Here is a 23,654-nt window from a genome sequence, read left to right on the forward strand (position 1 = left end):
CCGTTCACGAAGATCATTGGAATAGGGTTTGGTCATGCATGCCAGCCTCCACCCAGCAGGCAGCTTGAATCAGATCCGACCCCTCAAGGGAATCCCTTCGTCGATTCAAAAACCAAATGACACGCTCTAGAGCGTGTCCGGGCGAAGTGGAAACCGGTTGGCCGTTCGGAAACGCGTCGAAACAATCACTTAGACCCACTCCGCGTTTCCGGCAAAAGCGGAACGGATTTATGGGTCCTGACCCTAGTCCACGCCCCGTAGCAACGCTCTCAGCCGAGGGGGCGTCGCGGGCAGGGTGGTGACGGCGCCGGGAAAATCCAGCGCGGCGTCGATGGCCGCGGCGATCGCAGCGCCCGCGCCGGTGGTACCGAGGGTGCCGCACCCTTTGATGCCGAGCGGGGTCAGCGGCGAGGGTGCGTCGTCGGTAACGATCACCTCCACATCGGGGATCTGGTCCGCGCCCGGCACGATATAGTCCGACAGGGTGAGGGTGACCGGATCTCCCGTGTCGCCGAACTGGAACTCCTCGTAGAGCGCTCCCCCGATTCCGTGTGCGGCGCCACCGGCGAGCTGGCTTTCGATCAGCTTCGGGTTCACCGCGTTGCCGACATCGGCTGCCACCAGATAGCGCTCGACGGTCGCGACCCCGGTTTCCTCGTCGACGGCGACGACTGCCGCGTGGATGGCATAGGAAAATGTCGGCCCGTCCAGCGTGACCCAGGCCTCGGCCGATAAACCCGCCGTATCGGTTGGGACAAACGCCTCGCCGAGCGCGCCGGCCCGTTCGGGACGCAGCGCGCGCGCAACGGCGCCGAGCGGCAAACCAGGGGCTTCGGGATGCTCGGTTGCCCGCACCTCGCCCTCATCGAGCATCAGCCGGTCGACGGAAACGCCAATCATGGCCGCCGCGGCGGAAAGCGCCTTCTCGCGCACCTTCTCCGCCGCCTGTTGCGCGGCCGTGCCGGTCATGACGGTGACGCGGGCGCCATAGGCTCCCTGACCGAATCCGATACCGTCGGTGCGCCCGTGCACGACCCGCACGTCCGTGTACGGCACGGCCAGGATGTCGGCGACGATCTGGGCGATGGCGGTCTCCGGTCCCTGGCCGAGATCGGCTGCGCCGGTGACGACCTCGACCGTCCCAGCCTCGTCGACGGAGATGCGGGCGCCGTCGCCGCCGCCACCGCCGGTTGGTTCCACCACGATGGATAGACCGAGGCCGACCCGCTCGCCCTTGGCGCGCCGACCCTCAAGTCGCCGTTCCAGGGCCGTCAGAGACCAGGCGTCGCTCACCTTGTCGAGAAGGGCACCATAGTTGCCGGAATCGTAGATTAGCGGCTGATCGTTCAGCGTCATATGGCGTGGGGCGGGCATGCTCTCCGGCGCGATCAGGTTCGCCGCCCGCACGTCGATCGGGTCGATGTTGAGTCGATCGGCGACGGCGTCGACCAGTCGTTCGCAGACGAAATTTGCCTCGAACCGCCCTGCGCCGCGGCAGGGTCCCGCCGGGGTCTTGTTGGTCAGAAGTACCTCGCCATGGGCGCGATAGGCAGCAAGCTTATACGGGCCCGGCAGCATCGCGGCCGTGGTTTCGGCAATCGTCAGCCCGTCGGGTCGAAGATAGGCGCCTTGGTCGATCTGGAAGCCGACATCGAAGGCGAGGATGCGGCCGTCGTCCTTGGCCGCTACGCGTGCCACATGTCTCTGGCCGCGAGCATGGGTGGTTGCGATCATGTGCTCGCGCCGGTCCTCCACCCATCCCACCGGACGGCCGAAGCGCAAGGCGGCCAGGCAAACGAGCACATCTTCCGGAAAGATCTCGCCGCGCGCGCCGAACGAGCCGCCGACATGACCGGCATAGAGGAAGATGCGCGAGGCCGGACGGCCCAGAAGGCGGGCCAGCATGTCGCGCTCCAGATGCGGCAGCTTCGCCGTCCCATAGACTTCCAAAATGTCGCGCGCCCCGTCCCAGCGCGCCGCCAGCCCGCGCGGTTCCATTGGCATGGCCGCCTGGCGCGCCACGCTCAGGTCGAGCTCGACCACGAGATCGGCGGCCAGGAAAGCGCGCTCGACGTCGCCAAAGCCTTTCTCGACGGTGGCGGCGACGGTCGGGGCCGCCGTCGGAGCGCGGCTTTTGGAGGATTCCAGCGCGACGTCGAGAAGCTCCGCACCGATCTCCACCAGCTCGGCGGCGTCCTCGGTGATGGCTGCCGTCTCGGCGATCACGACGGCGATCGGTTCGCCGACATAGCGGGTCACGCTGCGGGCCAGCACCGGCTGGCGATGGGCGGCGAGCTCGTCGCCGGCGTCGACCCGGTAGCCGATCGGGCCGATATCGCCAATATCGTCGGCCGTCCACACCGCTTTTACGCCGGGAAGCGCTCGCGCGGCCTCAAGCCCGATGTGGGTGAGCCGGGCATGGGCGTAGGGCGAGCGGATCACGCGCATCGCGAGCTGATCGGGCAGGCTGATGGCGCTGACGAACCGGCTGCGGCCGGTCAGCAGGGGGCCGCTTTCAAGCCGGGTGAGGGCGCGCCCGAGATGCCGCATCAGACCGTCCGCCGATGTCGTTTCGCCGCCTTCTTCACGGCCCGTCGGATCGCACCATAGCCGGTGCAGCGACACAGATTGGACGTCATCAGCGCATCGAGCGCGTCGTCCTCGATCAACGGATCGTGCTCGAGCGCGGCGGCGGCGAGCATCAGGAAGCCGGGCGTGCAGAAACCGCACTGCACCGCGTCCTCCTCGTCGAACGCCTGCTGCAGCAGATGCAGCGTCCCGCCCTTGGCGAGGCTTTCCACCGTGCGCAGCGAGCGGCCTTGAAGCTGCGGCGCAAACAGGAGGCAGGCACGGACCGGCTCGTCGTCGAGCAATACGGTGCAGCTTCCGCAGATCCCCTGGTCGCAGCCGACCGGCGTGGCGCTCAGGCGCTGGGCGCGCAGCAGGTCGGCCACGGTCTGGCGCGGCTCCACCGAAACTGTGCAGGACGAACCGTTGAGCTGGAAGCTGACGCGTTCGGTCTCACTCATGGGACGCGCCTTCCGTCGGCTGGCAAAGGCCGGCCTGTAGAGTGAGGAATGGGAGGAGGGCGCGTATCATCGGGTCGACTGCTGGAGAGCTCGGAGGACAAGGGCGCGCACCAGGTCGCGGCGATAGAGGGCATCGGCATAGCCGTCTTCCAGCGGATCGACGACATCGGCGGCATATTCGGCGGCCTGAAGGAAGCGCGGCTTGCTCGGCGCCGTGCCTTCCAGCACCGTTTCGACATCTACGAGCCGCCGCGGCACCGCCTCCGCACCGCCGACCGCGATCCGGACACGGGACATGCGGCCCCCTTTCATCTCGTAGATCGCAAGCGCCAGCACGATTGCGAAATCGCCCGTGCGCCGACCGATCTCCGCGAAGCCCCATCGCGTTCCGGCGGCAAGATCGGGAATGGTCACCGCCGTCAGCATTTCGTCCTCTCGGGCCGAGGTCGCCATCATGGCGGAAAAGAAATCGCCGGCCGGCACGGAGCGCGGGCCGTCCGCTGTGCTCTCCAGGGTCAGGTTGGCATCGAGCGCGACCACGGCGAGCGCCCATTCCGAAGCGGGATCGGCGTGGGCCAGGCTACCGCAGAAGGTGCCACGCGAGCGAACCGGCCATGGCCCCACATGTTGCGCCATGGTCGACAGCATCGCGGTTAGCGGGCGGCGTGGCGTGAGGCGCCGTATATCCTGATGGCGCACCAATGGCCCGATTTCCAGTCGGCCGTCCTCCTCTGCGAGCCGGGGAGCATCGCTCAGCCCGTTAATATCGACGAGCATCGCAGGCTGGGCGAGCCGGAAAGCCATGGCCGGCACGAGACTTTGGCCGCCGGCGAGGATTCTGGCGTCCCCACCCGCATCGGCGAGCAGCGCCAGCGCCTCGTCGATCGTGGTGGGGGCCTGATATGAGAAGGCGGCCGGCTTCAAACGCCGAAATCCCCGTTGTCGCTATAATCGGCGGGACCAGATGCGGCCCCCAAAGCCGGTGAAATGGAGCACGAACCGGCCACAGCGGGACCGATTCGCGATCACGCCATCATTTATCAGATTGTGACGGGGTCTGGATCAAACGCAATCAGCTTTGCCGCCATTCAGAAGCCAGAACGGCGTCGGGAGCGTTTCCAGGCGAAACGGAAATCCGTTTAGCAATCGTTTGATGACGTTCAGCTTGTCACGGGTGCGAGGCGCTCGGCGGCTTCCAGCACCAGGGGATCGAGCCCGTCTCCGCCGTTCGCGACATGGGCGAGCAAGGTCTTGCGCATCCGAGGATCCCAGAACTTCTCGATATGATCGGCGATCCCCGCAACTGCCTCGTCGTGGCCATAGGCGGTGAAATAGTCGGCGATCTGGTTGGCCATGCGGGTCAAGTCAGCCGTTTCCATCGGGCTCCTCTCGGGAAACTGTCATCTAATCTATCAGCACGACTCTGCCGTCAGGCCCAGCCGCGGCGAGTTTGATGCCGGCATTGCGCGCGCAATCCAGCGCAAGGGTCGTCGGAGCGGAGACCGATGCGATCAGCGCTGCGCCGGCCGTGGCCGCTTTCAGCACCATCTCGAAACTCGTGCGGCTGGACAGAACGACGAAGCCTTCGACCGGCAACGCATTGTTGCGCGCGCAGGCGCCGATCAGCTTGTCGAGGGCGTTGTGGCGGCCGACATCCTCGCGCGCGAGCCGGACGGCTCCGTCCCGGCCGGCAAGCGCGGCGGCGTGCACGGAGCGGTTCACGCGGTTCATCGGCTGATGGTCTGAGAGATGGGCGAAGGCGGTGGCGATCGCCTCCGGCGCGATCGGCGGCTGGGCGGGGACGGGTCGCGCGGCCCGCACCGCGTCGCCAAGTGCCGTGACGCCGCAGACCCCACACCCGGACCGACCGGCCAGCCCGCGGGTCCGATCGGCACCGGCCGCAAGCGCATCCTCCGGGATTGTCAGCGCGACAACGATGCCGTCGTCGGAGGGAATGATCTGAATTCCCTCAATTGCTCCGGCGTCGTCGACCACGGCTTCCGTCAGCGCAAAGCCGACCGCGAAGTCCTCAAGGTCGTTGGGAGTCGCCATCATGACAGCGAACGACGCCCCGTTGAGGCGGACTTCGATCGGGACTTCTTCCGCGAGCGCCCAGACGCCTTCGCGAACGATGCCGTCGGGGTGCCAGACCCGGGTTTTGACGCGCGCGCCCGCTGCCCGCTCGTTCAGCGGTGCGGGCTCCAGAGGGCGCGCGGGTCGAGGCACGGCGCTATTCCGCCGCTTCGATCGCCGTGATCTCGGAGGCACGCTCCTCATGGGCGCGCTGCCAGTCGGACGGCTGGTTGGAGAGGCTCACCTGCACCGCCGTGACTTTGTATTCGGGACAGTTGGTCGCCCAGTCGGAATTCTCCGTTGTGACCACATTTGCGCCGGTCAGCGGATGGTGGAACGTGGTGTAGACCACGCCCTGTGGCATTCGGTCGGAGATCATGGCTCTCAGGGTCGTGGCGCCCTTGCGCGAGGCCAGCGACACCATCTGCCCATCCTCGATGCCGCGCACGTCGGCGTCATGGGGATGGATTTCCAGGATGTCCTCCGGGTGCCAGACCGAGTTCTCGGTACGCCGGGTCTGGGCGCCGACATTGTACTGGGACAGGATCCGCCCCGTGGTCAGGATCAGCGGATAGAACCGGTTGGTCCGCTCTTCGGTGGCGATGAACTTCGTCAGCGAGAACAGGCCCTTGCCGCGCACGAACTGGCCGGCGTGCATGATCGGGGTGCCCTCCGGCGCCTTGTCGTTGCAGGGCCATTGCAGCGATCCGAGCCGGTCGATCTTATCGAACGAGACACCGTTGAAGGTCGGCGTGACCGCGGCGATCTCGTCCATGATCTCGCTGGCATCATTGTAGTACATGGGATAGCCCATGGCCTCGGCCAGTCGCGCCGTCACCTCCCATTCCTGCATACCGGTCTTCGACGCCATCACCGGACGGACACGGTTGATGCGCCGCTCCGCGTTGGTGAAGGTGCCATCCTTCTCCAGGAACGACGTGCCGGGTAGGAACACGTGGGCGTAGCCCGCCGTCTCGTTCAGGAACAGGTCCTGAATGACGACGCACTCCATCGCCTCCAGGCCGGCGGTGACATGCTGGGTGTCGGGATCGGACTGGGCGATGTCTTCGCCCTGGACAAGAAGCCCCTTGAACGAGCCGTCGAGGGCAGCCGCCAGCATGTTGGGGATGCGCAAGCCTGGTTCGTTATCCAGCGGCACGCCCCAGCGCTCTTCGAACAGGGTGCGCACAGCCTCTTCGCCCACATGGCGATAGCCAGGAAATTCGTGCGGGAATGAGCCCATATCGCACGAGCCCTGCACGTTGTTCTGGCCCCGCAGCGGGTTCACGCCGACGCCGTCTCGGCCGAGATTGCCGGTCGCCATCGCGAGGTTGGCCATAGCCATGACCATGGTCGAACCCTGGCTGTGCTCCGTCACGCCGAGGCCGTAGTAGATCGCCCCGTTTCCGCCGGTGGCGTAGAGACGAGCGGCGGCCCGGATCTCGCCGGCGGGCACACCGGTGACTTCCTCGACCGCTTCCGGGCTGTTTTCCGGCTCGGCGGCGAAGTCCTCCCAACGTGCAAAGGAGGCCGCATCGCAGCGTTCTTCCACGAACGCGCGATTGACCAGCCCTTCGGTCACGATCACGTGCGCGAGCGCGTTCATGATCGCGACGTTGGTGCCCGGCTGAAGCTGAAGATGGTGCGCGGCGCGGATGTGCGGCGAGCGCACCAGGTCAATCCGGCGCGGATCGACCACGATCAGCTTTGCGCCGTCACGCAGGCGCTTCTTCATCCGCGACGCGAATACCGGATGGCCGTCGGTCGGGTTGGCACCGATTACCATCACGACGTCGGACTTCTCGACCGACTTGAAATCCTGGGTGCCGGCAGACGTGCCGAACGCCGTCTTCAGGCCGTAGCCCGTGGGCGAGTGGCAGACCCGGGCGCAGGTGTCGACATTGTTGTTGTGGAAGGCCGCGCGCACCAGCTTCTGGACGACGTAGACCTCTTCGTTGGTGCAGCGCGAGGAGGTGACGGCGCCGATCGCGCCGCGGCCGTATTTCTCCTGGATGCCCTTGAAGCGGTCGACGGTGAACTGGATCGCCTCCTCCCAAGAGACCGGCTGCCACGGCTCGTGGATGCTTTCGCGGACCATCGGCGTGGTGATGCGGTCCTTGTGGGTGGCATAGCCCCAGGCGAAGCGGCCCTTCACGCAGGAGTGGCCCTCGTTGGCGCCGCCATCCTTGTAGGGCACCATGCGGACGACTTCCTCGCCCTTGAGCTCGGCCTTGAACGAGCAGCCCACGCCGCAATAGGCGCAGGTCGTGATCACGGTCCGGTTCGGTACGCCGTGGTCCAGAACCGACTTTTCCTCCAGCGTGGCGGTCGGGCACGCCTGGACGCAGGCGCCGCAGGAGACGCACTCAGACGACAGGAAGTCGTCGAAGGCGGTGCCGGCGGAAACCTTGGAGTCAAAGCCGCGCCCCTCGATGGTCAGCGCGAAGGTGCCCTGGACTTCTTCGCAGGCGCGCACGCAGCGCGAGCAGACGATGCACTTCGAGGGATCGAAGGTGAAGTAGGGGTTGGACTCATCCTTCTCCTGGCCGAGATGGTTGTCGCCTTCGAATCCGTAGCGCACCTCGCGCAGGCCGACATCGCCCGCCATGTCCTGCAATTCGCAGTCGCCGTTGGCGCCGCAGGTCAGGCAGTCGAGCGGGTGATCGGAGATGTAGAGCTCCATCACCCCCTTGCGCAGTTGCTCCAGGCGATGGGTCTGCGTCTTCACCACCATGCCGTCGGCGACCGGCGTGGTGCAGGAGGCCGGCGTGCCCCGGCGGCCTTCGATTTCCACCAGGCAAAGCCTGCAGGAACCGAACGGTTCCAGGCTGTCGGTGGCGCAAAGCTTCGGGATCGAGATGCCGGCGTCGACCGCCGCGCGCATCACGGAGGTGCCCTCGGCGACCTTCACCGTCTGCCCATCGATGGTGACGGTTACGGCGGCGTCGCCCGCCTTTTCCGGGGTGCCGAAATCGGTCTCTTTCAGGAGCGTCATCTTGTCCTCCCTTGAACGGAAGCCCGTCGGGCTACTCGGCCGCTTCGCGCGCGCCGACCCGATCGAAGTCCTCGGGGAAATGTTTGAGCGCACTGGCCACGGGCATCGGCGTGAGGCCGCCCATGGCGCACAGCGACGCGTCGGTCATCAGCGTGCAGAGTTCCTCGATGAGGGCGACGTTGCCCGCCACCTCCTGGCCGGAGAGGATCTTCTCCACGGTCTCGCGGCCGCGCACCGCCCCAATCCGGCAGGGGGTGCACTTGCCACACGATTCCTTTTCGCAGAACTCGAACGCGAAGCGGGCCTGCTCGGCCATGTCGACGGTGTCGTCGAACACCACTATGCCGCCATGGCCCACCATGAATCCGGCTTCGGCAAACGTCTCGTAGTCTTTCGGCAGGCCCATCTGGTCCGCCGGGATATACGCGCCGAGCGGACCGCCGACCTGGACCGCGCGCACCGGCCGGCCGGATCGCGTGCCGCCGCCGAAGTCCTCCACCAGATCTTTCAATGTGATGCCGAAAGCGACTTCCACCAGACCGCCACGGGCGATGTTACCGGCAAGCTGGAACGGCATCGTTCCGCGCGATTTGCCGAAGCCGTACGCCTCATAGGCCTCTGGGCCGTCCGCCAGGATCGACGGCACGGCGGCAAAGGAGAGCACGTTGTTGACGATGGTCGGCTTGCCGAACAGACCTGCGATCGCCGGGATCGGCGGTTTCGCCCGTACCACGCCGCGCTTGCCCTCCAGGCTCTCCAGCATCGCCGACTCTTCGCCGCAGATATACGCGCCGGCACCAACCCGGACATGCAGACGGAAGCTCTTGCCGGAGCCGAGAATATCGTCGCCGAGAAGATGGGCCGCCTCGCACGCCGCAATTGCCTCGCGCATGGTGGCGACGGCGTCGGGATATTCGGAGCGGATGTAGACGTAGCCCGTGTCCGCGCCGACAGCGATTCCAGCAATCGTCATGCCTTCGATCAGATGGAGCGGGTCGCCCTCCATCAGGATCCGGTCGGCAAACGTTCCCGAATCGCCTTCGTCGGCGTTGCAGCAGATATATTTCTGATCGGCATCGGCGGCTGCGACCGTGCGCCACTTGATGCCAGTCGGAAAGCCCGCGCCGCCACGGCCCCGGAGCCCGGAGGCGACAACGTCCTCCACAACCTGGGCGGGGGATTTGGCGAGGGCGGCTTCCAGACCGCGGAACCCACGGGTGGCGCGATACTCGGCGATATCGGTCGGGTCGATCACGCCGCATCGTCCAAAGGTGATCCGGGTCTGGCGGGCGAGATAGGGGATCTCCTCCGTCGGACCGAGGCACAGTGGGTGGTCGCCTGTCTGCGGAAAGCCGGCGTCGAACAGGTCGGCCACGTCGTCCGGGGAGACTGGGCCGAAGGCGATCCGGCCGGCATCTGTCACGACTTCGACCAGCGGTTCCAGATAAAGCAGGCCGCGGGTGCCCGTGCGCTTCAGCACAACATCGATGCCGCGCGCGGCAGCTTCCTCGGCAATCCGACCGGCGACGTCGTCGGCGCCGACGGAACGGGCGGCTGCGTCCTTGGCGACGGTGATGGTGATCGGCGCGCTCATGGCGTTACTCCGCCGCTTCCGAAGTGGTGGACCTGAGATCGGCCGTGATCCGGTTAAGCCGGTCGGCGGTCATCCGGCCGTAGAGCCGGCCGTCGATCTCCGCCGCTGGGCCGAGCGCACAGTTGCCGAGACAGAATACCTCTTCGAGCGTGATCGATCCGTCCGCGGTCGTCTGCCCGGGTTCGACCTCGTAGGAAGCACACGCATGGCGCACCAGCGCATGCGCACCGACCGCCTGACACGCCTCTGCCCGGCAAAGCCGCACCACGTGGCGGCCGACAGGGGCAGTATGGAAATCATGATAGAAGGTGATCACGCCATGAACTTCGGCGCGTGAGAGATTGAGCGCGTGGGCGAGAGTGGCGGCCGCATCGTCCGGCACGTAGCCAAACCGCGCCTGCACTGCGTGAAGGATTTCGATCAGCGCGTCCGGGCGGTTCCCGTGCGCCTCGCACAGGGTCGCATAGTCCGAGGCCCGCTCTGCGATGTCCAAAACGGACGTTGCTTCGCTCTTCGACCGATCGCGGCCGTCCGACGAGCCCGACATGTGTTTCCTCCAATGGTCGTTCGCCGAAGCCGTTGCGGCTTCGGGCGAGCCGCTTAGGGACTACTCCGGTCTTTTAACTAGGCTTTCTTATTGTCTGGAAAAGTTCAAATCGATTCTGCGCATCATTCCATAGGGGCCGTCTATCGAGCGCCGCGACGCGAGGCGCGTTCCCCGCTATACCGGACCTTGGCGTCATGGCGGGAATGGTGCTTCACTAGTCCTGCCGACGATTCTGGAAACCGTCCAACATGTTATCGGATCTGGGTTATGCCTTGGCGCAGGGGAGCGTCTACTACGGGGTAATGCTAGCCCTATTCCGTTTCCGTGGGCGGCTGGGACTCGGCACGTTTCTGTCGGCGCTGTGTGCGCTGACATTCGCGGAGAACTATCTCGCGATCACCGTATTCGTGGGCCTGGGGCCGTTTACCTACACCCCCGGATCGGTCGTCCTGTTCACCGGCAAACTGCTGCTGTTGCTGCTCGTCTACATCCGCGAGGACGCGGAAGTTGTTCGCCAGCCGATCTATGGGCTCCTGATCGGCAATCTGGTGATCATCGCCGTCGTGCTTCTGATCAGCTATCAGACGCGGATCGGAACGAGCGGGGCTGGAACCGCGATCGACGTCGTCGCGGAATCGACCTGGCTGTCGGTGTGGGGGACCCTTCTCCTGTTCGTCGACAGCATCGCGATGATCTTGATCTACGAGCGCCTAGCGCGAATCCATTGGATCGGCCTGTTCGCGCGAATCTGGCTGAGCGTGATCCTGGTTCTCGCCTTCGATCAGTTCGCCTTCTTCTCCATGCTCTACGCCACGTTCGGGGTGCCCCTTACGGCCGGATTCGGCGGGTTCGTGGGAAAGCTCGTTGCCTCCGGGCTCTTCGGGCTCATCCTCTGGGTCTATCTCCGATGGGCGGAGGGGCTGATGGACGCCAACGAAGTTCCCAATCGGCTTCGGGACGTGTTCGATGTCCTGACCTATCGCCAGCGTTTCGAAGCATTGAACGAAGCCGCCCAGATCGATGTCCTGACCAAGGCCCGCAATCGCCGAGCGCTGGAGGAGGAGGGGCCAAGGCTGGTTGCGTCCGCAACCGTGCAGGGCGTTCCCTTGACCCTGTTCATGATCGATATCGACGGCTTCAAACAGGTCAACGACAAGTTCGGCCATACCGCAGGCGACACGCTCTTGCAGCAGCTCGTCGAGAGTCTGCGAGGAGCGGTGCGCCAGAACGATCCGATCTTTCGCTATGGCGGCGACGAATTCGTGATCATCGTCTCCGGTGCGGATGAGACGGCGGCGACACGGATGGCCGATGCCATTCGCAACACAGTGCGCGCCATCACGCTGGACGGAGACGCCTCGCCCTTGTCCGTCAGTGTCGGATCCGCGACCGCGCCGACGGAAGGCAACAATCTGCGCGCCTTGCTCGATGCCGCCGACCGGTCGATGTATGCGAGCCGCAAGGGCGGAAGTCCTCTTGCCGCGCAGTGACTCTGTCTTCCATGCCCGATTTCGCGTTCGATTGAAGCGATCTGCTGCACGTGCTTGCGCTTGCGCGAAGCCAAGCGGAGAGTTGGAAAAATTTTCCGTTCTTCGGTTTCGAGCACGAAGCGAATAGTCCGCCTCACCTGAGGCTCGCGTCTTTCCCCGTCCGCTCCGTGTATCACGAAGGGCAAGTTCCCCATTTCCGATTGGCGCTGTAATAATGAACGCCGATCGATTTTATGAAACCGGGGAATTGCTTGCCCCTGATAGGCGGGGCCGATCAAGAGATAGAAAATTTCTATTTTGTATTGAGGGCCGACGCGCGTTCGATAGGCGGTACGCGCACCGAGTCTTGTCCCAAGTTTGGGCGGCGAAACGGCCGTCGGGTCAAGCAATAACCAAAGCGGCACAAAGCCGCGGCTGCGCGCGAAGGGATGAAATTTCCGTCGCCGAGCCGGTTGCGAGCCGGTTCGCCAACATGGGGAGGGAGCGCCGCTCATGGCCATACCGCGATTTCTACTGAAGGAATCGATCGTCGCCCGCGAAGGTTTCAGCCGATGGTGGGTGCCGCCGGCGTCGATCGCGATCCATTTGTGTATTGGCTCCGTCTATGCCTGGAGCATCTTCAATCCAGCCTTGATCCGGGAGTTCGGCGTCGTCGCGCCCGCGCCGGGCGATTGGTCGCTCGGCTCCGTGGTGTGGATCTTTTCTGTTGCGATCGTCTTTCTCGGCCTGTGCGCCGCCCTTGCCGGCAAATGGCTGGAAGAGGTCGGTCCGCGTTGCGTCGGCGTGACGGCGGCATTCTGCTGGGGCGGCGGTTTCGTCGTCGGGTCCATCGGGATCGTCACGCACCAGCTCTGGCTCGTCTATCTGGGCTACGGCGTGATCGGTGGCTGCGGCCTCGGCCTCGGCTATGTTTCGCCGGTGTCGACCTTGATCCGTTGGTTCCCAGACCGGCGCGGCATGGCGACCGGCATGGCCATTATGGGCTTCGGCGGTGGCGCCATGATCGGCGCGCCTTTGATCGATTGGCTTTTGCACCTCTACTACGTCGCCCCGACCTATCTTGGGCCGGCGGCCGATGTCGCGCTCACGACCCAGGGCGGTGCGCAGTTTGCTGACGTGAACGGCACGGCGACGGAAGTGGTGCTGGTCACGGCGGCGGACGTTCCGCGCATGATCGTGCCGGGGCCGGAGGGCGTTTACGTCGTCGGGACCGGGAATACCGGTGCGGCGATGACCTTCCTCACGCTCGGCATCGGATATTTCGTGGTGATGATGGTCGCCTCGTTCATCTACCGGGTGCCCCGCGAGGGCTGGAAGCCGGCCGGGTGGGCCCCGCCCAGCGAGGCGGAATCGAGCCGGCGCATGATCACCTCCGGCAACGTCCACATCGACCAGGCTTTGAAGACGCCCCAATTCTGGCAGCTCTGGGTCATGCTCTGCTTCAACGTGACCGCCGGCATCGGCGTGATCGGCGTTGCCAAGACCATGATGACGGAGATTTTCGGGAGTACCTTGCCGGGCATCGTGGACGGAGCGTTCGCGGCAACCTACGTGTTGATGATCTCGGTCTTCAATATGTGCGGCCGTTTCTTCTGGGCCAGCATCTCCGACTATATCGGCCGCAAGAACACCTATCACTGCTTCTTCGTGCTCGGAACGATCCTCTATCTGTCGATTCCGTTCACGGCGCAGGCCGTCAGCGCCAACCCGGCGGTGATGTGGCTGGTGATGTTCTACGCCGCCACGATGGTCATCTTCACCATGTATGGTGGCGGGTTCGCCACGATCCCCGCCTATCTGGCAGACGTCTTCGGCACCAAATATGTCGGTGGCATCCATGGTCGACTTCTGACGGCGTGGAGTGCGGCCGGCGTCTTGGGTCCGTTCGCCATCACCTACCTTCGGGAGATGTCGATCAACAACGCGATCCAGAATCTGGCGCCGAAAGTCGATCCGGCGGCGTTCCAGGAGCGGTTCGGGGCCGGGCTCGATCAACTCGATCAGCTCGTCGCCGCCAACACGGTGACGGTCGGTCGCTTGTTGGAGATCGCGCCAGCTGGAACGGTCGATCCGACCCCCAGCCTCTACAACACGACCATGTACTGCATGGCCGGGCTGCTGGTGATCGCCTTCTTCGCCAACCTGTTCCTGAAGCCCGTGAAGCCGCATCACTTCATGGAGACGGAGCCGGAGCGTGAAGAGGAGCGTCACCAGGCGGACGTCGCGTCCGTCCGGGGCGCTCCGGCCGAATAGGCCGTTCGAACCCGTCACGACAGGGTCCCGCTTCGGCGGGATCCCTTTGGACGGCGCCCGCAATCCCCGGTGGGCGCCGTTTCTTTTATTTGCTGGTCGCGGAAGCCGCGGTGGCCAAGGTTGCGGGGGCGGCGGTCGCTTCGCCCGCCGCAAGTGCGATGCGATAGACCGATTCCACCACCGGCGGCAGCGGATCGCGGTCCGGAACGATCAGCCCAACGGCATGATCGACAAGCGGATCGACGAGTTTGAGAGCCGTGATGCCGGGCAGGGGGCCGAAGGCTTCCAGCGATAGTTCGGGCAGGACCGCGGCGAGCTGTCCGTCGCGGACATGGGTGACCATGGCAATGATTGAGTTGGTCTCGATGCGGGAGGTCGGGCTCGCGCCAGCCGCCAGGAATGCGGCGTTCACAATCCGGCGATTCTGCATATCCGGCGTCAGGAGCGCGAGCGGAAATTCCGCAGCGCGTGCCCAGGTCACCTGGTGTTCGTGAGCGAGCGGATGGTCGAGTGGCGTGATGAGACGGAAGCGCTCGCGGTAGAGCGGGGCCGTGCGGACCTGGTCGATCGGCTCGTTATCGAGATAGGTGATGCCGGCATCGAGCTCGAAATTCTCCAGGCCGAGCCGAATTTCCTCCGACGACATGGACAGAAGCGTGAAGCCGATGCCGGGGAAGGTTTCGCCGATCCGTCGGGTGAGTAGGGCGACGCGGGGCAGGGCGGACGGGATCACGCCCAAGGTGACGCGCCCGGTGAGCTCGCCTTTCATGCGGCTCAAATCCTGCTGCATCGCCTCCCAGTCTTCCAGGATCGATGCGGCCCGCTTAACGATCTGCTCGCCTTCCGGCGTGAGGCCATGGAAGCGGTGGCCGCGCTTCACGATCGGGATGCCGAGCTCTTCTTCGAGCTGGCGGATGCGGCCGGAAAGCGTGGGTTGCGTCACCCCGCACAGGGCGGCGGCTCGAGTAAAATGTTTCTCCCGCGCGAGCACGACCAGATAGCTAAGCTGACGAATGTCCACGTGTGCGCCCCTAGGTCATGAACTCATAAGTCCGGACGTTCCGGCCGGACGTGATTTTGTCGAATGTTAGGAGTAAGCGCGGGAACTCCGGAAGGTTGATCCGTTCCGGCCTCATGGAGGAGCACGATCTTGCGACGCAGAAACTGGTCAAAGCGATCTGCTCGCACTGGGAGGAGCTCCCCGGCCGTCGTGGCTTTTCTGGGACTTCTTTGCTGTTTCAGGCGCCGGAGCGTGTGCATCTATGAGCCCATGACCTGAGCATGTCCTGTTCAAATCGAGTCAATCCGAGCAGAAAATGCTTAACCTGTTAAATCTTTAGTCCTTTCGTCTCGATCAGGCACTTTCGCCTGTTCGGAAAAGGCGTCAGATCACGAAACATGATAGGTTTAAATCCTGCTCGACACTGACGGTGAGCTCGGATCTGCATGCCTGCCACGTGCTATCGGCAGCCCAAGGAGGGATTTCCACTATAGATTTTGTCTATTTTGTGATTCGCGTCAAAGGTGCGCGGCAAGGCGGTCCACTCGCATAAGGCTCCGCATCACCTTCCGCCGCCGGTGGTCATGCGGGAAAACACCCCGTCGCGCCGGATCAGGCCATGATAAAGCGCGGCCGCGACATGCATCGCAATCGCCGCGATCATGACGAAACCGATGATGACGTGGGCGGTCGAAAGCCGTTCGAACAGCGCCTGATCTTTGGCGATCGCCGGCGGTAGGTCGACCAGCCAGAAAAAGGTCACGGGACCGCCGAACGCCGATTTGGTGAAATAGCCAAGCAGCGGATTGACCAGCAAGATCGCGTAGAGCAGCGCGTGGTTGGCGACTGCCAGACGTTGTTGCCAGCCGGGAATGTCCTCCGGCAGCGGCAACGGCGGATTGGAAAAGCGCATACCGATTCGGATAAGAACCAGCGGAAACACCAGGACGCCCAGCGACCAGTGCAGGACGTAGAGTCGGTTCATCCAGGGGCCCGGCGCAACGTTGTTCATGCCGATCGCGGCGGCGAGCAGCACGATCACGGCTGCCGCCATGATCCAATGCAGCGCTCTGTGCGCGGGCGAATAGCAGGGTGGCAGGGTGGGGCTTTCCATGGCGTCGCGTTCTCCCTGCTCAAGCGCTTCCAGGTGAAGGAAAAACCGGTTCGCCGTCCGCAAACACATTCGAACGATAAGTTAGAGTTGCTCCACTATTCTATGGAAAGCGCAAAGGGTCCAGCCGCCGCGTCTCGCTCGGGCCCCTTGACCGTGTTTGGTAACCGTATCGGGGCTCAGTCCCGCCCCGCCGATTTGACCGCCACGGGTGTAGGTTCGTCGCCGCCGGCAATCTGATCCAGAAGGTGACCGGCTCGCGCGGCCTTTGCTTCCAGATAGCGCCGGTTGTCCGGGGTGACCGGGGCAAGCACCGGAATCCGACCACAAACGTTGATGCCGGCGTGGCGCAGGGCGTCGATCTTGGTCGGATTGTTGGTCAGAAGCACGATCTGATCCCAGCCGAGTTCCGCGATCATCCGTCCTGCGGCGGCATAATCCCGCTCGTCTTCGTGATAGCCGAGCGCGGTGTTGGCATCGACGGTGTCCAGGCCGAGATCCTGCAGATTGTAGGCCCTGAGCTTGTTGGCGAGTCCGAGTCCGCGGCCTTCCTGGTCCAGATAGAGCACGCAGCCGCCGCCGAGCTGATCGATCCGCTCGATCGCGAGCCGAAGCTGATCGCCGCAGTCGCACCGCCGCGATCCGAAGATGTCGCCGGTGGCGCATGCCGAATGGACGCGCACGCGCAGCGACTGGTTCGGATCCGGATTTCCGATCATCACCGCGACCGCCGTACCGCCCATCATGTCGCGGAACACGATGAAGCGGCTTTCGATGCCGCCGCGCAAGGGCACTGGCGCCTCGGCGACGATCTTCAGGGTTTGGGCGACCTCGGCGCGGTAGTTCAGCGCTGCGCCGGCCTCCACGGCGATCGGCGCGTCGGGCGCTTCCAAGACGCCGCCGCGAACCGGTGCGGCCACCAAAGCGGGCAACAGCTCGGCGCATTTAGTGATCTCGAGGGCGGCTTTCGCTGCCTCGCCGCCGGGTGCCGTGGTGTGGCCCAGACGAACTTCGGAACCGGAGGCGATGGTCAGATAGTCTTCCGGCGTTGCCTCGGTGGGGGTGGTCACCGCGGTCGCCTCATAGGGGGTCAGACCGATCGCCTTGGCGCGCAGGTCGGTGACAAGCAAAACCGGCGTTGCAGCCGCAATTCGGATGCGAAAGTCGTCGAGGGTGGCCTGGTCGAGCCCGTCGACCGGCAGAACGGCAATCGTTTCGTCGGCCGCGGCGACCACCAGTGGCCGCCCGGCGCGGAGATCGGCGCAACCGCGATGGATCCGGATGAGGGCGTCGGTATCGCCGGTGGCAGGAGATATCATGGGACCTTCTTGCTGCGCCAAGGTATCGACGCGTTCGGCCGCGCTGGCGGGGCCAACGTTCGGATGGCCGTGACGCTGATGGTGTGTCAATACCGTACTCCTCCAGTTTTGTCGCACGTCGATGCCCTGCGATCTAAACAAGGTAACCCGTGAGCACCGAATTCGTGCCGTGCCGAACCGACGCCGACGAGTGGCGAGCCGTCCTGGCGGCCGCTCGTCAGGGCCACGCGCTGCCGCCGGACTGGTGCGCCCTTTACGGGCCGATCGCCGCGGGCGCGGGCCAGGACCCGTTCGTGCTCGCCCAGCTCGGCCAATCCCTGGACGGCCGTATCGCCACGTCGACCGGCCGGTCGCGTTACATAAATGGCGAGGCGTGTCTCGTTCATCTTCACCGGCTACGGGCTCTTGTCGATATCGTGATCGTTGGTATCGGTACGGTGACGGCCGACGATCCGCGTCTCACGGTGCGTCTTGTCGAAGGGGAAAGCCCCGCCCGCGCCGTGATCGATCCGAGAGGGCGCATCCCGCGCGATGCGAAGCTCCTGACCGATCCCACCACCGACCTCGTCGTGGTTACGAGCGAGACCGCCGAATTGGATCTGCCTGGTTTCGTAAATGTGGTCCGCCTGCCTACGGATGATAAGGGTCGGCTGGATCCGCATGCGATCCGTGAACGGTTGGGCGTCCTTGGCTATCGTCGCCAATTGGTCGAGGGGGGCGCGGCCACCGTGTCCGCCTTTCTCGATGCCGGATGTCTGGATCGGCTGCACCTCTTGGTGGCGCCGATGATCATCGGGGCGGGCCGTCAGGGCCTTTCACTCGCGCCCACGGATCGGCTCGACGCCGTGCATCGGCCAGCCACCACGCTGCACCGACTGGGAGACGAGGTGGTATTCGACTGCGACTTTTCAGGCCTGGAGACGACCGCATGAGCGGACGGTTCCAGGGAGCCTAATTGGGTCTAGCGAATAGGTCGATATGGCCGACGCGCAGCGTCAATTCGCCGGCCGCGACCGCATCCAACCTGGCTTTGCGCCAAGCGCCCAGATCCGGCGGGGCGATCAGCCCGGTTTCGGCGACGGCATCCACCCAGCCGGTGAGGAGAGCGTTAGCGAGCTCGGGTTCCTTGTCGTCGATCAGCCAGTCGGACCGGCCGACTTCGACGCTGAATCCGGCGGCCTTGAGTTTTTCGGGAACGAGCAGAGCGGCATCCGGACCAAGGGCGGGGCCGAAGCCCTTGTCGCGATGCTGGTGCTGGTTGAGCGCTTCGGTGATCGGCTCGTCCAGCGGATCGCCGGGCGTTAAGGTCGTGCTGCCATCGTAGGTAAGGGCGGCGTAGAAGGGCACACCCCGCGCGCCCAGCTCGCCGATCAGACGCTCGAGCCAGCTTTCCGAAACGAGATCGAGGAGGGCGGAGCAGGTGACCAGATCCGCCGGCGCCTCGATGGCCTGCTCCAGCGCTCGGTCCAGATCGAGACAACGCGCTTCCAGTCGCTCCTGCGGCAGCGTCCAGGAGGCGAGCGACAGCAGCGCCGCGTCGTTGTCCACCAGCCGCCAGCGAGCGTCCTCCGGCAGATGAGGGGCGAGCGCCTTTACCGTTGCGCCGGCTCCCGCACCAAGATCGACGACGTTGATCGGGACCTTCCCCGCGAAAGCCGCTGCGACGTGGGCGACCAGGATCCGATTGCGGGCCCGAAGGTCGGCCGGTTCGCGCAGCTTCAGCCAGTCGCTGGAAAAGGTCATGAGTTCAATCCTTCGATCACGGTGGCGATCGTCCGCGCCGTTTCCGCCCAGTGGGGAAGGTCTTGTGCCGCAATTCGTGCGCTTTCGCCAAGCCTGGTTCGAAGCGCAGAGCTTTCCAGAACGTGGCGCACCGCCGTCGACAGCGCCTCCGCATCGTCCGGTGCGACCTTGAGGCCCACCTCATCGGGAATCGTGTCGACCAGTGCTCCCCCGGTGGTTCCGACGATCGGAAGTCCGTGGGCGATCGCTTCGCTCGCCACCATTCCGTAGCCCTCATAGCGCGAGGAGATGACGAAGAGATTGGCGTCCATATAGCGCGTCGCGAGTACTGCGGCGTCGAGCCGGCCGGCAAGCTGGATGCGATCTGCAAGGCCGTGGGCCTCGATCCGGCGCACAAGATCGGCGGCAATCGTCGGATCGCGCTCCGGGTCGCCCACGATCTCCGCCGTCCAGGTGAGATCTTGTAGCCCGGCCAGGGCGTCGACGAGCACGTCATAGCCTTTGCGATGAACCAGGGCGCCGACGGAAAGGAGACGGGGCGGATCTGCGGTCAGTGGCGCGAAGGCTCTCGGCCGATCGACCCCCGGCGGCGCAACGGTCAGGCGGGACCGGTCGACGCCATAGTGCTCGGCCAAAACGGATGCAGTCGCATCGCTGGTGGCGACCACATGCCGGCAAGCGGCAAGCGCGTGGCGCTCGCTCGTTTCCAGCGCCTGGATGCGCTCGCGCGTCAGGTCGGTTTCCAGCGCAAGGGGATGGTGGATCAGCGCGACGACCGGGGCGCGGCGGGCAAGCTCGGCGATTTCGTGCGGCAGGACGCCCAGGGCGAGGCCATCCACCATCGTCGGCTGTCCGTCGTCGATCGTGGCGAATGCGGCGCTGGTTTGCGCGCGGGCGTCGGCATCGGGTTTCGGAAAGCCGTCCGCCAAGGCGAGATGCGTCACCCGATGTCCAAGTGCCTTCAGCCCATCGATGACGCGTCGATCGTAACCGTACCCACCCGAAGCTGTGTCGAGCGGGCCGGGGATTGCGAAAACGAGCGTGCTCACGCCGCGATCGGCGCCTCGTACCAGGCGCGCGCAACATGGGATTCGGAGATCGTTACCCGCACCGATGCGATTTCAGCGGCCGGCCGGCCAAGCTCGTCGGCGCGAACGGCTGCAGCCACCTGTTCGAAGATGTGGCGGGTCAGGACTTCGGTGGTCGTGTTCTGGCCGGCAAACTCCGGCAGTTCGTCCAGGTTTTTGTAGTTCAGAGGCGCGAGGACCGCCTTTAGGGTCTCGTGGGCACGGCCGATATCGATCACGATGCCGTTGGCATCCAGACTTTCGGCGAGAAAGGCGACGTCGATCACGAAGGTCGCGCCGTGCAGTGCCTGGGCGGGTCCGAACACGTCGCCTTTGAAGGAGTGGGCGATCATAATGTGGTCGCGGACTTCGACGGCGTGCACGGGCGTGTCTCCTGGCAAAATGTCTTGAGCAATCTCAGATGTCGGTCGCAGCCGGATAGCGCAAGAGCGGACACAGCATTCCGCGCTCGGCGGAAAAGACCTCCCCGAGACGCTCGGGGCTGTCGGCGAATGCGATTGCCGGCTCAAGCAGGCGATCCAGCGCCGGGTCGCCCAGGAGATCGAGCGCCTTGGCAAGCCGGCGTTTCGTGCTCCAACGGGCTCGCCGAGAGGGCGCCACCGCACCCACCTGGCTGGAGCGAAGCGTAAGGCGCTTGGAGTGGAACACGCCGCCGAGCGAGGCGAGTACCGGCTTGGTCCCGTACCAGGAGAGTTCCACCACGGTTGCCTCGAAATCGGCGAGCCGCAGTGCGGTGTCGAAGCCGACCCCGGAGGCGGAGGTGTGAAACACGAGATCATAGGCGCCATCGGCCTCGCTCGGATGACCGAAGGCGGCGCCGAACGCGGTCGCGATTGGACCGCGCGCCGGATTGATGTCCAGCACCGTCACTTCGGTGCCGGGTGTGCGGGCGGCCAGATAGGCGACCAGCAGCCCGACCACGCCGCCGCCCACGATCGCGACTTTGTCTCCGGCGGAGAGTCCGCCGTCCCAGATGCCGTTTAGCGCCGTCTCCATATTTGCGGCGAGCACGGCCCGTTCGCTGGGCACGGTCTCGGGGATTGCCACGGCTGCATCGGCTGGAACGTCGAAAAGATCCTGGTGCGGGTGAAGCGCAAACACACGGCTCTTCACACACCACGCCGGTCCGGCTTCGACACGGCCGACTGCGGCGTAGCCGTATTTTACCGGGAAGGGGAAATCGCCCGCCTGAAAGGGTGCGCGCATGCGATCGATTTCGCTCTCCGGGACCTCGCCGCGAAAGACGAGGCCCTCAGTACCGCGGCTGATCGCACTGGCAAGCGTCCGCACCCGGACATGATCCGATGCAAGCGGTCCGAGCGTAGTATCCCGTAATTCCGCTTGTCCCGGGGCGAGATACCAGAGCGCTCGGGCGGCGGTGTCTTCGGTCGAGTTCATTGGGTCAGGGCCTGATTGGGTTCGGCTCGCAGAGACGTGATGAACCTTGACCGTCCGGAAATCTTCATTTGCCGGATTCTCGGTGTTGATGCATCGCGATAGCATTCCAGCAGGCCAATGGCTTGCTAATGTTGCGAAGGCCCTAACACGGGGCGGGCGAGGGACAAAGCGAGGGCTCTATGAACGGTTCGTCCACTCAGGTGGTGACGGACACTGCGAAGGAACGGGCAGTGCAGGGGCGCCGGCGCCTGTTTGGGGCAGCGGTTTCACTGACAGTCGGCGCCTTGTTCGTGCTGATGACGGTGACGTTGTCGCCGGGCGGCTATGATGTGCCGGACCTTGTTCTGATTGCCTTCTTTGCGTTGACGCTGCCTTACACAGTCGTGGGCTTCTGGAACGCGGTGGTCGGCCTCGTCGTGATGCGGTTTGCGCGCGATCCGCTCGCCGCCACGGCGCCCGCCGTTGCTGCGGATGACCCAGCGCGTTCGATCGAGGCGCACACGGCGCTTCTCGTCTGCATTCGCAACGAAGATGTCGCTCCCGTCGTCCGCAACGTGACGGCGATGATCGAGGGGCTGGTCGATGCCGACGTGGCGGAGCGGTTCGACGTCTATGTGCTCAGCGATTCCAACTGGCTCGACGTGATTGTGGAAGAAGAGTCGGCGATCGAAAGCCTCCGCCATCGCTGGCAGGACAGGATCCGGATCGTCTATCGCCGGCGAGCCGATAATCCCGGTTTCAAGGCAGGCAATATCCGGGACTTCTGCGAGACCTGGGGGGATGATTACGCCTTCGCGATCGTGCTCGACGCCGACAGCTACATGTCGGCGGCCGCGCTCAAGCGGCTCGTGCGGGTGATGGAAGCGAATCCGCAAATCGGCATTTTGCAGAGCCTGGTGACCGGTCTGCCGACCACCAGCTTCTTTGCTCGCATGTTCCAGTTCGGCATGCGGCTCGGGATGCGATCGCATACGCTGGGAGCCGCCTGGTGGCAGGCCGATTGCGGGCCTTATTGGGGCCATAACGCGATCCTGCGGCTTGAGCCGTTCCGGGCATATTGCGAGCTTCCGAAACTGCCCGGACGCCCGCCGTTGGGCGGTGACGTGCTGAGCCACGATCAGGTCGAGGCGGTGCTGATGCGACGGGCCGGTTACGAGGTCCGCGTCATTCCCGAAGAGTTCGAGAGCTACGAGGAAAACCCGCCGACGCTGATGGAATTCCTGCGCCGGGACCTGCGCTGGTGCCAGGGCAACATGCAGTATGGCCGGCTGATCGGCTTGCCGGGCCTCAAGCTCGTCAGCCGCATTCAACTCGTGCTCGCGATGCTGATGTTCCTGGGGTCTGCCGCTTGGATCGGCTTTATGGTGGCGACGGCCATGATCGTGGTGTTCGCCACCGAGCCGGCAGTCCTGTTCCGGCCCGACACCGGGCTCGCCATGCTGGTCACTATCCTGACCATGGTATTCGCGCCGAAGCTCGCCTCCATCGTCGACGTTTTGACCCGCTTACGGGCTCGGCAGAGTTTCGGTGGGACGATGCGGCTGCTGGCTAGCGTAGTCGGAGAGGTTCTGTTCTTCATGCTCATCGCCCCAATCGCCGCGCTGGCACACACGCTGTTCCTCCTCGGCCTGCCGTTCGGCCGCACCATTGGCTGGAGCGCCCAGCGGCGTTCGGGCCATGGTGTGCCGCTGCTGGTCGCGCTGCGCCGGCTTTGGCCGCAGACAGCGCTGGGGATAGCCGGTGCGATCGGGTTCGCCGGAGTGTCGACGGGTGCGCTGATCGCAGCTGCGCCCGTCGTCACCGGGCTCGCGCTCGCCGTGCCGTTTGCCGTCATTACTGCCTGGCCGAGGCTCGGCCGGTTCGCGGTCCGCGTCCGGCTCTGGCAGATCCCGGAGGAGGGCGAGCGGCCGGCGGCCCTTGCGCCGCTGGCGCTGCCGGCACTGGCGCCGCATCCGGCGACGGACATGGTCGATGCGCCGATCGCCGCCGTGTCCGAGCCGGCCAATGGCTGATC

19 protein-coding genes are annotated in these 23,654 nt (G+C 64.9%); 4 read left to right on the forward strand and 15 right to left on the reverse strand.

Translation table 11 applies throughout. The features are described from left to right. Positions 1 to 243: 243 nt before the first annotated feature. The 8 genes from HNS03_RS14660 to HNS03_RS14695 all read right to left on the reverse strand — a co-directional run bounded on the left by HNS03_RS14660 (position 244) and on the right by HNS03_RS14695 (position 10,238). A complete protein-coding gene (locus HNS03_RS14660; protein WP_367196253.1) occupies positions 244 to 2,550 on the reverse strand; it encodes a xanthine dehydrogenase family protein molybdopterin-binding subunit in 2,307 nt (768 codons plus the stop codon). After that, on the reverse strand, positions 2,550 to 3,029 hold the full coding sequence (locus HNS03_RS14665) for a (2Fe-2S)-binding protein (RefSeq protein ID WP_367196254.1): 480 nt from the start codon (positions 3,027 to 3,029) through the stop codon (positions 2,550 to 2,552). The genes HNS03_RS14660 and HNS03_RS14665 overlap by 1 nt, the downstream gene beginning before the upstream one ends. A 66-nt stretch (positions 3,030 to 3,095) precedes the next feature. Then, on the reverse strand, positions 3,096 to 3,953 hold the full coding sequence (locus tag HNS03_RS14670; protein ID WP_367196255.1) for a xanthine dehydrogenase family protein subunit M: 858 nt from the start codon (positions 3,951 to 3,953) through the stop codon (positions 3,096 to 3,098). Between the two features lie 236 nt (positions 3,954 to 4,189). Further along, positions 4,190 to 4,408 (reverse strand): formate dehydrogenase subunit delta, encoded by a 219-nt coding sequence (locus tag HNS03_RS14675; RefSeq protein ID WP_367196256.1) that lies wholly within the window; start codon positions 4,406 to 4,408, stop codon positions 4,190 to 4,192. A 25-nt stretch (positions 4,409 to 4,433) separates the two neighbouring features. After that, the gene (fdhD, locus tag HNS03_RS14680) at positions 4,434 to 5,255 is read right to left on the reverse strand and encodes a formate dehydrogenase accessory sulfurtransferase FdhD (protein WP_367196257.1); all 822 of its coding nucleotides are present in this window, start codon (positions 5,253 to 5,255) and stop codon (positions 4,434 to 4,436) included. 4 nt (positions 5,256 to 5,259) lie between these two features. Then, positions 5,260 to 8,097: a formate dehydrogenase subunit alpha gene (fdhF, locus tag HNS03_RS14685; protein ID WP_367196258.1), complete on the reverse strand. Its 2,838-nt coding sequence runs from the start codon at positions 8,095 to 8,097 to the stop codon at positions 5,260 to 5,262. 31 nt (positions 8,098 to 8,128) lie between these two features. Then, the gene (locus tag HNS03_RS14690) at positions 8,129 to 9,691 is read right to left on the reverse strand and encodes a formate dehydrogenase beta subunit (RefSeq protein ID WP_367196259.1); all 1,563 of its coding nucleotides are present in this window, start codon (positions 9,689 to 9,691) and stop codon (positions 8,129 to 8,131) included. 4 nt (positions 9,692 to 9,695) lie between these two features. Continuing rightward, on the reverse strand, positions 9,696 to 10,238 hold the full coding sequence (locus HNS03_RS14695) for a formate dehydrogenase subunit gamma (RefSeq protein WP_367196260.1): 543 nt from the start codon (positions 10,236 to 10,238) through the stop codon (positions 9,696 to 9,698). A gap of 248 nt (positions 10,239 to 10,486) precedes the next feature. On the opposite strand from HNS03_RS14695, the gene HNS03_RS14700 reads away from it, so the two are divergent. Next, a complete protein-coding gene (locus HNS03_RS14700; protein WP_367196261.1) occupies positions 10,487 to 11,728 on the forward strand; it encodes a GGDEF domain-containing protein in 1,242 nt (413 codons plus the stop codon). 492 nt (positions 11,729 to 12,220) lie between these two features. Further along, the gene (locus HNS03_RS14705; protein WP_367196262.1) at positions 12,221 to 13,981 is read left to right on the forward strand and encodes an OFA family MFS transporter; all 1,761 of its coding nucleotides are present in this window, start codon (positions 12,221 to 12,223) and stop codon (positions 13,979 to 13,981) included. An 85-nt stretch (positions 13,982 to 14,066) separates the two neighbouring features. Here HNS03_RS14705 and HNS03_RS14710 read toward each other — a convergent pair whose 3' ends face one another. The 3 genes from HNS03_RS14710 to ribA form a co-directional block, all read right to left on the reverse strand. Continuing rightward, the gene (locus HNS03_RS14710; protein WP_367196263.1) at positions 14,067 to 15,002 is read right to left on the reverse strand and encodes a LysR family transcriptional regulator; all 936 of its coding nucleotides are present in this window, start codon (positions 15,000 to 15,002) and stop codon (positions 14,067 to 14,069) included. 541 nt (positions 15,003 to 15,543) lie between these two features. Beyond that, positions 15,544 to 16,095, reverse strand: a complete 552-nt coding sequence (locus HNS03_RS14715) for a cytochrome b (protein WP_367196264.1) — start codon at positions 16,093 to 16,095, stop codon at positions 15,544 to 15,546. A gap of 176 nt (positions 16,096 to 16,271) precedes the next feature. Next, the gene (gene ribA, locus HNS03_RS14720; RefSeq protein ID WP_367196265.1) at positions 16,272 to 17,411 is read right to left on the reverse strand and encodes a GTP cyclohydrolase II RibA; all 1,140 of its coding nucleotides are present in this window, start codon (positions 17,409 to 17,411) and stop codon (positions 16,272 to 16,274) included. A gap of 149 nt (positions 17,412 to 17,560) precedes the next feature. Between ribA and HNS03_RS14725 the strand changes: the two genes are divergently transcribed. After that, a complete protein-coding gene (locus HNS03_RS14725; RefSeq protein WP_367196266.1) occupies positions 17,561 to 18,343 on the forward strand; it encodes a RibD family protein in 783 nt (260 codons plus the stop codon). A 19-nt stretch (positions 18,344 to 18,362) separates the two neighbouring features. On the opposite strand, the gene HNS03_RS14730 is transcribed toward HNS03_RS14725, so the two are convergent. The 4 genes from HNS03_RS14730 to HNS03_RS14745 are packed head-to-tail and all read right to left on the reverse strand — an operon-like array spanning position 18,363 to position 21,640. Continuing rightward, a complete protein-coding gene (locus HNS03_RS14730; RefSeq protein ID WP_367196267.1) occupies positions 18,363 to 19,154 on the reverse strand; it encodes a methyltransferase domain-containing protein in 792 nt (263 codons plus the stop codon). Then, positions 19,151 to 20,203, reverse strand: coding sequence for a glycosyltransferase family 4 protein (locus tag HNS03_RS14735; RefSeq protein ID WP_367196268.1), 1,053 nt, complete (start codon positions 20,201 to 20,203; stop codon positions 19,151 to 19,153). Before HNS03_RS14735 ends, HNS03_RS14730 begins: the two co-directional genes overlap by 4 nt. Next, positions 20,200 to 20,604 (reverse strand): 6-pyruvoyl tetrahydropterin synthase family protein, encoded by a 405-nt coding sequence (locus HNS03_RS14740; RefSeq protein WP_367196269.1) that lies wholly within the window; start codon positions 20,602 to 20,604, stop codon positions 20,200 to 20,202. Before HNS03_RS14740 ends, HNS03_RS14735 begins: the two co-directional genes overlap by 4 nt. A 34-nt stretch (positions 20,605 to 20,638) precedes the next feature. Then, on the reverse strand, positions 20,639 to 21,640 hold the full coding sequence (locus HNS03_RS14745) for a zinc-binding alcohol dehydrogenase (RefSeq protein ID WP_367196271.1): 1,002 nt from the start codon (positions 21,638 to 21,640) through the stop codon (positions 20,639 to 20,641). A 179-nt stretch (positions 21,641 to 21,819) separates the two neighbouring features. On the opposite strand from HNS03_RS14745, the gene mdoH reads away from it, so the two are divergent. Continuing rightward, positions 21,820 to 23,652, forward strand: a complete 1,833-nt coding sequence (mdoH, locus tag HNS03_RS14750) for a glucans biosynthesis glucosyltransferase MdoH (RefSeq protein WP_367196272.1) — start codon at positions 21,820 to 21,822, stop codon at positions 23,650 to 23,652. Positions 23,653 to 23,654: the final 2 nt, after the last annotated feature.

This window comes from Amorphus sp. 3PC139-8, assembly GCF_040750475.1.
In the GTDB taxonomy this organism is placed as follows: Bacteria; Pseudomonadota; Alphaproteobacteria; order Rhizobiales; family Amorphaceae; genus Amorphus.